At 68.3% G+C, this 14,245-nt stretch carries 14 protein-coding genes; 2 read left to right on the top strand and 12 right to left on the bottom strand.

Going from position 1 to position 14,245, the window contains the following annotated elements; all coding sequences use genetic code 11:
- Window positions 1-173: 173 nt before the first annotated feature.
- Window positions 174-800: a bifunctional 4-hydroxy-2-oxoglutarate aldolase/2-dehydro-3-deoxy-phosphogluconate aldolase gene (gene eda / locus LIG30_RS01755; RefSeq protein WP_038709132.1), complete on the bottom strand. Its 627-nt coding sequence runs from the start codon at window positions 798-800 to the stop codon at window positions 174-176.
- Between the two features lie 33 nt (window positions 801-833).
- Window positions 834-2,687 carry a phosphogluconate dehydratase gene (gene edd / locus LIG30_RS01750; RefSeq protein WP_038709130.1) on the bottom strand — a complete coding sequence of 618 codons (1,854 nt, stop codon included), beginning with the start codon at window positions 2,685-2,687 and terminating at the stop codon, window positions 834-836.
- Between the two features lie 296 nt (window positions 2,688-2,983).
- Here edd and LIG30_RS01745 point away from each other — a divergent pair, with 296 nt between their 5' ends.
- Window positions 2,984-3,841: a MurR/RpiR family transcriptional regulator gene (locus LIG30_RS01745; RefSeq protein WP_038709128.1), complete on the top strand. Its 858-nt coding sequence runs from the start codon at window positions 2,984-2,986 to the stop codon at window positions 3,839-3,841.
- Between the two features lie 60 nt (window positions 3,842-3,901).
- Here the strand turns inward: LIG30_RS01745 and LIG30_RS01740 are convergent, their stop codons facing one another.
- The 9 genes from LIG30_RS01740 to LIG30_RS01700 form a co-directional block, all read right to left on the bottom strand.
- On the bottom strand, window positions 3,902-4,324 hold the full coding sequence (locus tag LIG30_RS01740) for a CopD family protein (RefSeq protein WP_083493848.1): 423 nt from the start codon (window positions 4,322-4,324) through the stop codon (window positions 3,902-3,904).
- 17 nt (window positions 4,325-4,341) lie between these two features.
- Window positions 4,342-5,613 (bottom strand): glutamate-5-semialdehyde dehydrogenase, encoded by a 1,272-nt coding sequence (locus tag LIG30_RS01735; protein ID WP_038709204.1) that lies wholly within the window; start codon window positions 5,611-5,613, stop codon window positions 4,342-4,344.
- A 122-nt stretch (window positions 5,614-5,735) separates the two neighbouring features.
- Window positions 5,736-6,839: a DNA polymerase III subunit delta gene (gene holA, locus LIG30_RS01730; RefSeq protein ID WP_038709124.1), complete on the bottom strand. Its 1,104-nt coding sequence runs from the start codon at window positions 6,837-6,839 to the stop codon at window positions 5,736-5,738.
- A gap of 18 nt (window positions 6,840-6,857) precedes the next feature.
- Window positions 6,858-7,409, bottom strand: a complete 552-nt coding sequence (locus LIG30_RS01725; protein ID WP_038709122.1) for an LPS-assembly lipoprotein LptE — start codon at window positions 7,407-7,409, stop codon at window positions 6,858-6,860.
- A 31-nt stretch (window positions 7,410-7,440) separates the two neighbouring features.
- Window positions 7,441-10,035: a leucine--tRNA ligase gene (leuS, locus tag LIG30_RS01720; protein ID WP_038709120.1), complete on the bottom strand. Its 2,595-nt coding sequence runs from the start codon at window positions 10,033-10,035 to the stop codon at window positions 7,441-7,443.
- Between the two features lie 209 nt (window positions 10,036-10,244).
- A complete protein-coding gene (locus tag LIG30_RS01715) occupies window positions 10,245-10,694 on the bottom strand; it encodes an ExbD/TolR family protein (protein WP_038709119.1) in 450 nt (149 codons plus the stop codon).
- Between the two features lie 24 nt (window positions 10,695-10,718).
- On the bottom strand, window positions 10,719-11,387 hold the full coding sequence (locus tag LIG30_RS01710) for a MotA/TolQ/ExbB proton channel family protein (protein ID WP_038709116.1): 669 nt from the start codon (window positions 11,385-11,387) through the stop codon (window positions 10,719-10,721).
- 20 nt (window positions 11,388-11,407) lie between these two features.
- The gene (gene dapB / locus LIG30_RS01705) at window positions 11,408-12,205 is read right to left on the bottom strand and encodes a 4-hydroxy-tetrahydrodipicolinate reductase (protein WP_038709113.1); all 798 of its coding nucleotides are present in this window, start codon (window positions 12,203-12,205) and stop codon (window positions 11,408-11,410) included.
- Between the two features lie 66 nt (window positions 12,206-12,271).
- Window positions 12,272-13,066 carry an outer membrane protein assembly factor BamE gene (locus LIG30_RS01700; protein WP_038709112.1) on the bottom strand — a complete coding sequence of 265 codons (795 nt, stop codon included), beginning with the start codon at window positions 13,064-13,066 and terminating at the stop codon, window positions 12,272-12,274.
- A gap of 142 nt (window positions 13,067-13,208) precedes the next feature.
- Between LIG30_RS01700 and fur the strand changes: the two genes are divergently transcribed.
- Window positions 13,209-13,637, top strand: a complete 429-nt coding sequence (fur, locus tag LIG30_RS01695) for a ferric iron uptake transcriptional regulator (protein WP_038709109.1) — start codon at window positions 13,209-13,211, stop codon at window positions 13,635-13,637.
- Between the two features lie 75 nt (window positions 13,638-13,712).
- Here the strand turns inward: fur and LIG30_RS01690 are convergent, their stop codons facing one another.
- Window positions 13,713-14,237: an ureidoglycolate lyase gene (locus LIG30_RS01690; protein ID WP_038709108.1), complete on the bottom strand. Its 525-nt coding sequence runs from the start codon at window positions 14,235-14,237 to the stop codon at window positions 13,713-13,715.
- Window positions 14,238-14,245 lie beyond the last annotated feature (8 nt).

The following is a 14,245-nucleotide window of genomic DNA, read 5'->3' as shown; positions in this document are numbered from 1 at the left end:
CATGCCCGAGTGTGCAGGTCTCCGAAACAGCGGCATGCCGCCGCTGCGAGAACGCTAAATTCTACTTATCTTTACCGCCAAGCGATAGAACCGGTTCCATAAGCAAAAACCCTTAGGAAACAAGTACTAAGCGTATGCAAAAAGGGGCGCGCCGGCATGGCGCGCCGCCATGTTCAGCGCGGCAGTTGGCTCGCCGCTTGCGCGAGGCGCGTGACTTCGGCCCAGTCCCCGGCGGCGAGCACGGCCTTCGGCGTCAGCCAGGAGCCGCCGACGCACACGACGTTCGGCAGCTTCAGGAAATTCGGCGCGGTCTCGGCCGTGATGCCGCCCGTCGGGCAGAAGCGCAGGTTCGGGAACGGGCCGTGGAATGCCTGCAGCATCGGCACGCCGCCCGCCTGCTGGGCCGGGAAGAACTTGACGATCTCGTAGCCGAACTCAAGCGCCTGGATGATGTCGCTCGGCGTCATCACGCCGGGCAGCAGCGGCAGGCCCGCGTCCTGCGCGGCAAGGTGCAGGTCTTTGGTCAGGCCGGGCGACACGCCGAATTGCGCGCCCGCCTTCTTCGCCTGCGCGCAGTGCTCGGGCTTCGTGATCGTGCCGACGCCGACGACGATGTCGTCCGCGAGCCCGCTCGCGCGTTCGATCGCCGCGAGGCCCGCGCCGGTGCGCAACGTGATTTCGAGCACTTTCACGCCGCCCGCGTGCAGCGCGCGCGACACGTGCTCGCCCTGCTCGGCCGAGTCGAATGCGAGCACCGGAATCACCGGGCCGAGCTTCACGATTTCGCCAATCGTCTTCATCGATAAGACTCCTTACTCCTTACTGCTTACTGGTTATACGGTTGCACGAGCGGCTTCGCCGGCCAGCGCGCCGAAAACGGATGCGCCCTGCTCCGCCGGTGCCGCCGCCGCACGGAACACGCCGAACAGCTCGCGGCCGAAACCCGCTTCGTTGTCGGCCTGATGGAGCGGCAGCGCGACCTCGCGCGCCTGCCACTGCGCGTCGTCGATCTCGACGTCGAGCACGCCCGCCTGCGCGTCGATCACGATCGTGTCGCCGGTGCGGATCTTGCCGAGCGGCCCGCTCAGCAGCGCCTCCGGCGACACGTGGATCACGGCCGGCACCTTGCCCGACGCACCCGACATGCGGCCGTCCGTCACCAGCGCAACGTGAAAGCCCTGATCCTGCAGCACGCCGAGCAGCGGCGTCAGGCGATGCAGCTCGGGCATGCCGTTCGCGCGCGCGCCCTGGAAGCGCACCACCGCGACGAAGTCGCGCTTCAGCTCGCCGCGGTCGAACGCTTCCTGCACCGCTTCCTGCGAATCGAACACGATCGCACCCGCCTTCACCGTGCGATGCTCGGGCGCAACCGCCGAAATCTTGATCACGCCGCGGCCGAGCCGGCCCTGCATCAGGCGCAGGCCGCCGTCCGGCTGGAATGGCTCGCGGATGCCGCGCAGCACGTTCGCGTCGTGGCTTTCGGCGGCGCCGTCGACCCACGTCAGCTTGCCGTCGATCAGCTTCGGCTCCTTCGTGTAGTGCGACAGGCCGCGACCGGCGACGGTCGTCACGTCCTCGTGCAGCAGCCCGCCCTCGAGCAGGTTGCGTACCAGGAACGCGATGCCGCCCGCCGCATGGAAATGGTTCACGTCCGCCTTGCCGTTCGGATAGATCTTCGCGAGCAACGGCACCGCGGCGGACAGTTCGTCGAAATCGTCCCAGTCGATCAGGATGCCGGCCGCGCGCGCGATCGCGACGAGGTGCAGCGTGTGGTTCGTCGAGCCGCCCGTCGCGAGCAGCGCGACGATGCCGTTGACGATCGCCTTCTCGTCGATCACATGGCCGATCGGCGTGTAGTTGCCGCGCTCGACGGTGAGGTCGAGCACGCGCCGCGCGGCCTCGGCCGTCAGCGCGTCGCGCAGCGGCGTGTGCGGATGGACGAACGCCGAGCCGGGCAGGTGCAGGCCCATCAGCTCCATCAGCATCTGGTTGCTGTTCGCGGTGCCGTAGAACGTGCAGGTGCCGTGGCCGTGATACGCGGCCGACTCGGCCTCGAGCAGCGCGTCGCGGCCGACCTGGCCGGTCGCGAACTGCTGGCGGATCTTCGCCTTGTCGTCGTTCGACAGGCCGCTCGTCATCGGGCCGGCCGGCACGAAGATCGTCGGCAGGTGGCCGAACTGCAGCGCGCCGATCAGCAGGCCGGGGACGATCTTGTCGCAGATGCCGAGACAGAGCGCCGCGTCGAACATGTTGTGCGTGAGCGCGACCGCGGTGCTCATCGCGATCACCTCGCGCGAGAACAGCGACAGCTCCATCCCCGCGTTGCCCTGCGTGATGCCGTCGCACATCGCCGGCACGCCGCCCGCGAACTGCGCGACGCCGCCGTGCCCGCGCGCGGCGGCCTTGATGATGTCCGGGAAATCCTTGTACGGCGCGTGCGCGGACAGCATCTCGTTGTATGCGGACACGATGCCGATGTTCGGCTGGCGGATCGCCTTGATCGCGAGCTTGTCGTTGCCTTCGAGGCCCGCGAAGCCGTGTGCGAGATTCGCGCACGACAGCGCGCCGCGCGCCGGGAAGCGGCCCTGCGCGTGGTCGATGCGCTGGAGGTACGCGGAACGGGTCGACTGGCTGCGCGCGATCACGCGAGCGGTGACTTTCGCCAGGGTGGGATGCAGCGAGGACATGCTGGGCGCTCCTGATTGGCCGTGCGACATCGGCACGTTGGAATCGTGGATTCAGCCGCGGGGGTCGACCGAACGGCGCCAGTCTAGTAGAAAAACTACACGCACGCAACGCACGAAGATGCGCGCCTGCAGCATTTTTTACGGCACTTTCTAGATAGTACTGGTATTAACCCTAGGTCAAATCCCGGCACGCCGCGCAACGACACCCAATCAAAGCAAGAAAAATCATGTAGATTTTCTACAATTCGATTGCGATACACTCACGCGTCCGAACCCGATTCCCGTTTGCCGCCGCCATGCTGCCCCGCATCGAAGCGATCCGCCCCGAGTTGCGCCCGTCCGAGCGCAAGCTCGCCGACTACATCCTCGCCGCGCCACGCGAAGTCCTCGACCTCGCGATGACCGAGCTGTCGACGCGCGCCGGCGTCAGCCAGCCGACGATCGCGCGCTTTTGCCAGGCGCTCGGCTGCAGCGGCTTTCGCGAGTTCAAGATCCGGCTCGCGCAAAGCGTCGCACCCGGCGTGTCGTCGGTCTACCGCGACGTCGAGCCCGACGAACCCGCGTCCGGCATCATCGGCAAGGTGTTCGACCGCACCATCGGCGCGCTGATCGAGGTCCGCAACAGTCTGTCGGCGGGCAGCGTCGCCGACGCGATCGGGCTGCTGTCGCAGGCGTCGCGGATCGAGTTCTACGGCGCGGGCGGCTCGGGCATCGCCGCGCAGGACATCCAGCACAAGTTCTTCCGGCTCGGCGTGCCGAGCGTCGCGTACGCCGATCCGCACACGTTCTCGATGTCGGCCGCGCTGCTCGGCCCGCGCGACGTCGTCGTCGCGATCTCCAACACCGGCCGCACCCGCGACATCGTCGACGCGGCACGCGCCGCGCTCGCGTGCGGCGCGAAGGTCGTCGCGATCACGCACAGCCATTCGCCGCTCGCGAAGCTCGCGACGGTGAGCCTCGCGTCGAACGTCGCCGAGGAAACCGACGTGTTCTCGCCGATGACTTCGCGGATGTCGCACCTCGCGATCGGCGACATTCTCGCGGTCGGCGTCGCGCTGTCGCGCGGCCCGGCGCTGATGGAGCGAGTCGGTCGCGCGAAGGAGGCGATCACGCGCCGCCGGATCGACGCGAACGCGAAAGAAGTGAAGGCGTAAACGACGAACGGCGCCCGCGCGGGGCGCCGTTGCGGCGTGGGGACGAGGCGCGCTTACTCCTCAGAACGGCTTGATCACCGCGAGCGCGACCGCTGCGAGCATGCCGAGCACCGGCAGCTCGTTGAACACGCGATACCACTTGTCGGAGCGGCGGTTCTCGCCACGCTCGAACACCTTGAGCAGGTGGCCGCAATACGCGTGATAGACGATCAGCAGCAGCACGACGCTCACTTTCGCATGCACCCAGCCCTGCCCCTGGCCGACGCCGACCGCGAGCCACAGCCACATGCCGCACGCGAGCGCCGGCACGGCGATGATCGTCATGAAGCGAAACAGCTTGCGCGCCATCACGAGCAGCCGGCGCACCGCCGCCGGCTCGGTTTCCATCGCGAGGTTCACGTAGATGCGGGGCAGGTAGAACAGCCCGGCGAACCACGACGCGATCAGCACGATGTGGAAAGTCTTGACCCAGAGCATTACCATCGGTTGCGCGCCTCGCGTTACTGACGCCCTTCGCCGTGCCCGAGCACGACGTACTTCAGCGACGTCAATCCTTCGAGGCCCACCGGGCCGCGCGCGTGGAGCTTGTCGTTCGAGATGCCGATCTCCGCGCCGAGGCCGTATTCGAAACCGTCGGCAAAGCGCGTCGACGCATTGACCATCACGCTCGCCGAATCGACTTCGCGCAGGAAGCGCATCGCGCGGTCGTGATCTTCGGTGACGATCGCGTCGGTGTGATGCGAGCCGTAATGGTTGATGTGCTCGATCGCCGCGTCGATGCCGTCGACGATCTTGATCGCCAGCACCGGTGCGAGGTATTCGGTGCGCCAGTCTTCTTCCGTCGCGTCGACGAGCGGGCCGACGCCGGCGTCGGCCAGCACCGCGCGCGCGGCGGCGTCGACGCGCAACTCGACGCCCTTGTCGCGATACAGCCGGCCGAGCGGCGGCAGCACCGCATTCGCGATGCCGCCCGCGACGAGCAGCGTCTCCATCGTGTTGCAGGTGCCGTAACGATGCGTCTTCGCGTTGTCGCAGACGGTGAGCGCCTTTGCGAGATCCGCGCGATCGTCGACGTACACGTGGCAGATGCCGTCCAGGTGCTTGATCATCGGCACGCGCGCCTCGGCGATCAGGCGCTCGATCAGGCTCTTGCCGCCGCGCGGCACGATCACGTCGACGTAATCGGTCATCGTGATCAGCTTGCCGACCGCGGCGCGGTCGGCGGTCTCGACGACCTGCACCGCGTCCTGCGGCAGGCCCGCCGCGGCAAGCCCTTCGCCGATCAGCTTCGCGAGCGCGGTGTTCGATTCGAGCGCCTCGGAGCCGCCGCGCAGGATCGTCGCGTTGCCGGACTTCAGGCACAGCGCCGCCGCGTCGATCGTCACGTTCGGACGGGATTCGTAGATGATGCCGATCACGCCGAGCGGCACGCGCATCTGGCCGACCTGGATACCGCTCGGGCGGTACTTGAGATTGCCGATCTCGCCGATCGGATCGGCCAGCGACGCAACCTGGCGCAGCCCTTCGATCATCGTCTTCAGCGCCTTGTCGGACAGCGTGAGGCGATCGATGAATGCCGCGTCCATGCCCTTGTCGCGCGCACGCTCGACGTCGCGCGCGTTCGCGGCCTTCAGCACCTGCGCGTCGCGCTCGATCGCGCGGGCGACCGCGTCGAGCGCCGCGTTCTTCGCCGCGGTGCTGGCACGCGCCATCGCGCGGGATGCATGCCGGGCACGGCGGCCCAGGTCCGTCATGTACTGATCGATATCCATCGTGTGACTCGAAAAGCAAGCCGCTTGAGGCGGCGTGAAATCGTTGGGAAACGCGTGATGCGGCGGCAGGCGCGGCCGCATCACGCTATCGAAGCATTGTAAGCGGGAAGCGAACGGCGCGCTCAGGCCTGGCGCGGCGGGCGTCCCGCGGCCGGCGGTCGCACGCCCGGCGCGCCCGCGACGGTCATCGCGAGCTGGAACAGGCCGTCCCACGGATCGGGCGGCGGCTCGTCCTGCGCACGCCGCACCGGCGTCGCGACGGCCGACAGCCCCTTGACCTGCCGGTCGAGGCGCGCGGCAAACGCCAGCGCCTTCTCGAGCAGCGGCTCGGACACCCGCGACAGCGCCGGCCCGATCAGCCGCTCGCGCGGCCCCCAGACGCGATTCTCGCGCAGCAATGCCGCGAGCGGCTTGCCCGCCGCCACGCCGCGCTTGATCCGCAGCAGCGTGCGCAATTCCTCGACGACCGCCCACAGCACGAGCACGATCGCCTCGCCCTCGCCTTTCAGGCCGTCGATCATCCGCGACAGACGGGCCGCATCGCCGGCGAGCATCGCCTCGTTGAGCTTGAAGACGTCGTAGCGCGCGACGTTCAGCACCGCGTCATGCACCTGCTCGAACAACAGCGGCCCCTGCGGGTACAGCAGCCCGAGCTTCTGGATTTCCTGATGCGCGGCCAGCAGGTTGCCTTCGACGCGCTCGGCGATGAACTGCAGCGCGCGCCGCCCATCGTCGCCGGGCGCGACGCGCTGCCCCTGCATTGCGAGCCGCTGGCCGATCCAGTTCGGCAGCTGCACGCGGTCGACCGGATCGATCTTGAGCGCGACGCCGCCATTCGCAAGCGCGGTAAACCATGCGGATTTCTGCGTTGCCGCGTCGAGACGCGGCAGCGTGACGAGCATCAGCGCGTCGGGATTGGCAGCGCCCGCGAGCGTCTTCAGCGCGTCGGCGCCGTCCTTGCCGGGCTTGCCCGACGGGATCCGCAGCTCGATCAGCTGACGCTCGCCGAACAGCGACATCGCCTGGCTCGCGCCGAGCAGCACGCTCCAGTCGAAGCCGCGCTCGACCGTATGCACCGAGCGCTCGGTGAAGCCGGCCGCGCGCGCGGCCGCGCGAATGCGGTCGCATGCCTCCTGCGCGAGCAGCGGCTCGTCGCCGTACACGGTATACAGCCCGGCGAGCCCCTTCGCGAGGTGCGCCTCCAGCGCGTCAAGTCGCAATTGCATCGTGTCGTGCGCCGGCGATCACAGCGGCGGCGGCGGCAGCGGCGCGCGCGGCGACACGCCCGGCACCACGTCCTGCGGCGCCGGATTCAGCGAATGCACGATCGCGAGACGCCGCATCAGCTGGTCGACCGCGTCGCTCCGCATGTCCGCATACAGAATCTCGGATTCCTGCGACTTCGCGTTCGTGTACTGGTCGCTGTAGGTCATCGCGCGGTTCAGCGCGATCACGCTCGGCGGGATCAGGACCGTGCCGTCCTGAGCCCTCAGCGTGTAGCTCACCGAATAGTTGAGCGCATATTCCTGCACGGTGCCGTACTGGTTGAGCGTCAGCGTAGTCTGGCCGAGCGTTTCCGATACGCTCAAAACCGCGTCCGCGTCGTCAGCCCGCTTGACGATCTTCGTGTCGCTGCCGCCTTCGATCATCCGTGCGAGGCGTGCCTGCACGGGCGCCGCCGCGCCCACGATCAGCAGGTGCTTGAACGCGTAATTCTGCTGGCCCCGCAACTGGAAACCGCATGCCGACAGCGCGACCGCGCTGCCGAGCATCATCAAGAACGATCTGCGGATCACCTTTGCTCCTTGAGTATCGGCCGCGCGGCCGTCAGACGACGATGTTCACGAGGCGGCCCGGCACGACGACGATCTTCTTCGCCGGCCGGCCTTCGCCGAACTTCGCGAACATCTCGTCGGCCACGGCTGCGGCCTCGATTGCGTCGCGGCTCGCGTCCTTCGCCACCTTCAGCGCGCCGCGCACCTTGCCGTTGATCTGCAGCACGAGCTCGATCTCGGCCTGCTCGAGCGCCGCTTCGTCGACCTTCGGCCACGGCGCGTCGAGCAGCGGGCCGAATGCGTCCACGTAGCCGAGCGCCTTCCACAGCTCGAACGTGATGTGCGGCACGACCGGGTACAGCACGCGCAGCAGCACGCCGTACGCTTCGCGCAGCACGGCGGGCGTCGCGCCCTTCGCGCCGTCGATCGCGTTGAGCATCTTCATCGTGGCCGACACGACCGTGTTGTACTGCAGGCGCTGGTAGTCGAAATCGGCCTGCTTCAGCACGCTGTAGATCTCGCGGCGCAGCGCCTTGTCGGCGTCGCCGAGCCTGGCCGCGTCGAACGCCGCGCGCTCCGCGAGCGCTTCGCGGTTCGCGGCGCCGAAGCTCCACACGCGGCGCAGGAAGCGGCTCGCGCCCTCGACGCCCGCGCCCGACCATTCGAGCTGCTGCTCCGGCGGCGCGGCGAACATCGTGAACAGGCGCGCGGTGTCCGCGCCGTACTGGTCGATCAGCACCTGCGGATCGACGCCGTTGTTCTTCGACTTCGACATCTTCTCGATGCCGCCGAGCACGACCGGCTGGCCGTCGGCATTCAGCGTCGCGCCGACCGGGCGGCCCTTTTCGTCGAACGCGACGGTCACGTCCGCCGGGTTGTACCAGGTCTTCTTGCCGGACGCCTCCTCACGGTAGAAGGTCTCGTTCAGCACCATGCCCTGCGTCAGCAGGTTCTTCGCCGGCTCGCCGAACTTCACGAGGCCGAGGTCGCGCATCACCTTGGTCCAGAAGCGCGAATACAGCAGGTGCAGGATCGCGTGTTCGATGCCGCCGATGTACTGGTCCATCGGCATCCAGTAGTCGGTGCGCGCGTCGACCATCGTGTCCGCATCGGGCGCCGTGTAGCGCGAGAAGTACCACGATGAATCCACGAAGGTGTCCATCGTGTCGGTTTCGCGCTTCGCGGCGGCGCCGCACTTCGGGCACGTGCAGTTCATGAACGCGTCGGACTTCGCGAGCGGGTTGCCCGAGCCGTCCGGCACGAGGTCTTCCGGCAGCACGACCGGCAGGTCCTGCTCCGGCACCGGCACGTCGCCGCACGACGGGCAGTGGATGATCGGGATCGGCGTGCCCCAGTAGCGCTGGCGCGAAACGCCCCAGTCGCGCAGGCGCCACGTCACCTGCTTGTCGCCGAAGCCGCCCGCCTTGAGGTCGGCCGCGATCGCGTCGACCGCCTCGCCGTAGCGCAGGCCGTCGTACTTGCCGCTGTTCACGCACGCGGCGGCGTCCTTGTCGCCGTACCACTCCTGCCATGCGTCGGTCGAATACGTCTCGCCTTCGGCCGCGATCACCTGCTTGATCGGCAGGTCGTATTTCTTCGCGAACGCGAAGTCGCGTTCGTCATGCGCGGGAACGCCCATCACCGCGCCTTCGCCGTAGCTCATCAGCACGTAGTTGCCGATCCACACCTCGACCGGCTCGTTCGTCAGCGGATGCGTGACCGTGAAACCGGTCGGCACGCCCTTCTTCTCCATCGTCGCCATGTCGGCCTCGGCGACGCCGCCGCGCTTGCATTCGTCGATGAACGCCAGCAGCTCGGGCTTGTCCTTCGCGAGACGGGTCGCGAGCGGGTGCTCGGCCGCGATCGCGCAGAACGTGACGCCCATGATCGTGTCGGCACGCGTGGTGAACACGCGCAGCAGCGTCTGCTCGCCGTCGAGTTCATACGGGAAGCCGAAATTCACGCCGAAGCTCTTGCCGATCCAGTTCTGCTGCATGATCTTCACGCGCTCCGGCCAGCCGAGGCCGTCCAGATCGTTCAGCAGCTCGTCGGCGTACTGCGTGATGCGCAGGTAGTACATCGGAATCTCGCGCTTCTCGACGAGCGCGCCCGAGCGCCAGCCACGACCGTCGATCACCTGCTCGTTCGCGAGCACGGTCTGGTCGATCGGGTCCCAGTTCACGGTGCCGGTCTTCTTGTACGCGATGCCCTTTTCCAGCATCTTCAGGAACAGCCACTGGTTCCACTTGTAGTAGTCCGGCTTGCAGGTCGCGATCTCGCGCGACCAGTCGATCGCGAGGCCCATCGACTGCATCTGGCCCTTCATGTAGTCGATGTTGTCGTAGGTCCACTTCGCGGGCGGCACGCCATTGGCCATCGCCGCGTTCTCCGCCGGCATCCCGAACGCATCCCAGCCCATCGGCATCAGCGTGTTGTAGCCGTTCATCCGCAGATAGCGGTACATCACGTCGTTGATCGTGTAGTTGCGTACGTGCCCCATATGCAGCTTGCCGGACGGGTACGGCAGCATCGACACGCAGTAGAACTTCGGCTTTTGCGTGTCTTCCTTCGTCTTGTAAGCATCGGCTGCGCGCCAGTCGCGCTGGGCGGCGGCTTCGACGTCGGCGGGTACGTATCTTTCGTGCATGGTGTGGTTCGGACTAGGCTTTAGGCGGCGCGCCGCGACGGCTCGCACGCACACGGGAGTGGATCGAAAGTCACGCTTGTCCGGCGGCCGGGGATGCCAGGCTGCCGGAAACCGGCCGGTGACGAGGCGCATCGCCCGGCCACCGGGAAAAACGACGATTATACCGTCCGCGCCGGCCCGGTCGGCCCGCGTCGCGGGCACGGCCGCGCTCAGCGGCGCGACGGCGCGGCGGCAGCGCCGGCCTGCGACGGCAGCTCGGTCACGAAGCCGATGCGCGACAGGCCCGCGGCCTGCGCCGCGCCCATCACCTGCGCGATCACGTCGTAGCGGGTTGCGCGCGACGCGCGCAGACGCAGCTCGGGCGGCTCGCCTGCCGCGGCGGCCGCGCGAAAGCGCGCGGGCAGCGCGTCGAGCGCGACCGGCGCGGCGTCCCAATAGATCCTGCCGGCGTCGTCGATCGACAGCGTGATCGCCTGCGGCGTCGCGCGCGCGGCCCCGGCCGCGACTTTCGGCAGGTCGAGCCGGATCGCGTGCGTCATCAGCGGCGCGGTGACGATGAAAATGACGAGCAGGACGAGCATCACGTCGATCAGCGGCGTCATGTTGATGTCCGCCATCGGCGCGGACGTCTTGTGATGGTCGAGTCCGCCGAATGCCATGTGCCGCTCCTCCGGACGAATGCGTCAGGCGGCGTCCGCGCACACGAACACGTGCAGGTCGCGCGCGAAGCCGTCGAGATCCTCGACGAGCTGGCGCACCAGGCGCCCGAGGATGTTGTATGCGAGCACGGCCGGAATCGCGACCACGAGCCCGAATGCCGTCATGATGAGCGCCTCGCCGACCGGGCCGGCGACGCTCTCGATCTGCGCCTGGCCGCTCGCGGCGATGCTGCCGAGCGCGTGGTAGATGCCCCAGACCGTGCCGAGCAGCCCGACGAACGGCGCGGTGCTGCCGATCGACGCGAGCAGCACCTGGCCGAATTCGAGGCGGCGCTGCGACCGCTGCATTGCGTGACGCAGCGCGCGCAACACCCGCTCGCTGCGCTCGACGCGCGCCGCCAGCGCGGCGGGATCGTGCGCCTGTGCCGCGTCGCGCGCCGCTTCGGCGAGCGGCAGGAACACCTGTTCGCGATCGGCCGCCGCGAGCGCCCCGATGCCGGCCTCGAGCGTCGGCGCGCGCCAGAACGCGGCGAGCGCGCCCGGCCCCTGCCGCTTCGCGCGGATCAGCACCCAGGCCTTGACGACGAGGAAGCACCAGCTCGCGATCGACATCGCCAGCAGCACGTAGGCGACGGCGTGCGTGACCGCATCGCCGCTTTCGAGATAGTGGAGAACGCCGGTGGGGGCTGCCATCGGGGTTTCCGGGCCGCGCGTCAGCGCAGGCCGAGCACGTCCTGCATGTCGAACAGGCCCGCGCCGCGCTCCGACAGGAAGCGCACCGCGCGCAGCGCGCCTTGTGCGTACGACACGCGGCTCGCGGACTTGTGGGTAATCTCGACGCGCTCGCCGGTGCCGGCGAACAGCACGGTGTGATCGCCGACGATGTCGCCGCCGCGGATCGCCGAGAAGCCGATCGTCGACGGATCGCGCTCGCCCGTCACGCCGTGGCGGCCGTACACCGCGCAGTCGTCGAGCGAGCGGCCGAGCGCGCCCGCCACCACCTCGCCCATCATCAGCGCGGTGCCCGACGGCGCATCGACCTTGTGGCGGTGGTGCGCCTCGATGATCTCGATGTCGTAGCCTTGCGAGAAGTGCTTCGCGGCGAATTCGAGCAGCTTGAGCGTGACGTTGACCCCGACGCTCATGTTCGCGGAGAACACGATGCCGAGCTTGCCGGCCGCCGCGTTCAGCGTCGCCTTTTGCGCGTCGGTGAAGCCGGTCGTGCCGATCACGAGCTTCACGTCGTGGCGCAGCGCGGCCTCGACGTGCGCGATCGTCCCTTCCGGACGCGTGAAGTCGATCAGGTAATCGGCCTGCGCGAACACCGCGTCGAGATCGTCGCTCAGCTTGACGCCGGTTTCCTTGCCGAGGAACGCGCCCGCGTCCTGGCCGAGCTGCGGCGAGCCGGCGCGGTCGAGCGCGCCGACGAGCTGCGCGTCGGAATCATTGAGAACGGCTTCGATCAGCATCCGGCCCATACGGCCCGACGCACCGGCAATCGCAATCTTCATGGCTTTCTGCACGACAGGTAAAAGAATGGGCGGCGCACGCCGCCCCGTTTCCGTGAAACCGCCCGCTTACTGGGACGCGCCCGGCGCGGTGAGCGGCTGGTTTGGCAACGCATCCGAACCGTGCGGGCCGACGGGCGGCGACGCCTCGTTCGACACCGTCGGTTGCGGCGGACGATGGAACTGGAACTGCGGCTGGATCGTCGGGTTCGTGCCCGGCGGCTGGCCGCCCGGCACCGGCGCGCCGGCCGACGCCTGCGCGGACGGCGTGAAGCGCCGCGCGTTCGCGCCCTGGCCGGACACCTGGCTCGTCGCGCGGTTGGCCGCGCGGGCGGCCTTCGCGTTCGCGTCGCCGGAGACAACTTCCTCCGGCATGTCGGCCGGCGCGCTCGCCGCCTGCACGGCGCTGGCTTCGCTCGCGGCCGCGGTGCTCGCGGCGGCCGGCTGCTTCGGCTTCGGCTGCTTCTTGCCGCGCCGGTCGCCGTCGATGTCGGCCAGCAGGTCGAGCTCCGACGGCAGGTTGTCGGCGCCCGTCCAGCTTTCGAGGCGGTCGCCCGAGAACGTCAGCACGAGATCGCGCTGCTGGACGACGGCCGTCGAGCCGCGCTTGAAGTAAAAGATGTAATCCCAGCGGTCCGCGTGGAACATGTCGGCCAGGAGCGGGGTGCCGAGCAGCGCCCGGACCTGGTCGCGGGTCATGCCGGCCTGCAGCTGCGCGACCTTTTCCTGCGACACGAAATTGCCCTGCACGACCGTGATCCGGTACGGGGTAATGCTCTGCGCGATGCGCTGCGTCACGTTGTCATAGGACGAACAACCGGCCAGCGCGGCGACGGCCGCGACAGCGATGATGGCACTCCGCATGCGGCTCCTCTTAATGTGCGAAAGAGATTCTCGAATCATTTCCCTCACCGTGCTGGCCCGTCCCGCAGGCCGCGCGAGTTTCTGGAACGGCGAAAAGCCGGTAACATTGAAGCCCTGCATTGTACTCTAGGGACGCCGAGCCATGACCAATCCGACGGATCTCAAAAATATCGGGCTGAAGGCCACCCTACCGCGCCTCAAGATTCTCGAGATTTTCCAGCAAAGCCAGGTGCGTCACCTGACCGCTGAAGACGTCTACCGCAACCTGCTTCACGAACAGCTCGACATCGGGCTGGCAACGGTCTACCGCGTGCTGACGCAGTTCGAGCAGGCCGGCCTGCTGACGCGCAGCAACTTCGAATCCGGCAAGGCCGTGTTCGAGCTGAACGAGGGCTCGCACCACGATCACCTCGTCTGCCTCGACTGCGGCCGGGTCGAGGAATTCTTCGACCCCGAGATCGAGCGCCGCCAGCATGCGATCGCGCAGGAACGCGGTTTCAAGCTCCAGGAGCACTCGCTCGCGCTGTACGGTTCCTGCACGACGGAAAACTGCCCGCACCGCAAGCACTGAGCGGCGCGCGAGCGCCGCGCCCGACACGGCCCGGCCGGCGCATGCCGCCCGGGCCGTCCGTCTTTGGGGCGGGCATCAGGCCGCGCTCGCGCGATCCTCGCCGAATGCGAGCTGCCAGACGCGGTCGAGCGCGATTTCATCGCAATTCGGCTGCGTGCCGCCGCGATCGACGACGACGAAGTCGCTGACCGCGTCGAGCGCCAGCAACGGATGGTGCCAGACGCCCTTCGCGTAATTCACGCCCTGCCAGCCCTCGGCGACGAACGCGCGCATGCGCTCCGGCCGGAATTCGCCCGCCGGCGCGACCACGATCGCGTAGCGGGACACCGCCGCGAGCGGAATGAACGCCTGGCTGCCGAGCGGATGGCGCTCCATCATCGCGATCCCGATCGGCAGCGTGCGCGGCTGCGCGCGGAACACACTGACGAGCGGTCGCCCGCCCGCCTCGCACACGTCGATCGACGCGAGATCGTGAAAGCGCTCGGTCGTGCCGCCGTTGATCGGGAAATGCCGCGCGCCTTCGAGCGCGATCACGTCGCCGAACGGCGCGAACGCGTCGCGGGTCAGGCGCTCGACGCGCAATGTCGGACGCGTGGCCATCGTCGCCT

This window comes from Burkholderia sp. lig30, from assembly GCF_000687455.2.
GTDB lineage: Bacteria > Pseudomonadota > Gammaproteobacteria > Burkholderiales > Burkholderiaceae > Burkholderia.
The sequence above is the reverse complement of the archived record's forward strand: the minus strand, read 5'-3'. Positions and strand labels throughout refer to the sequence as shown.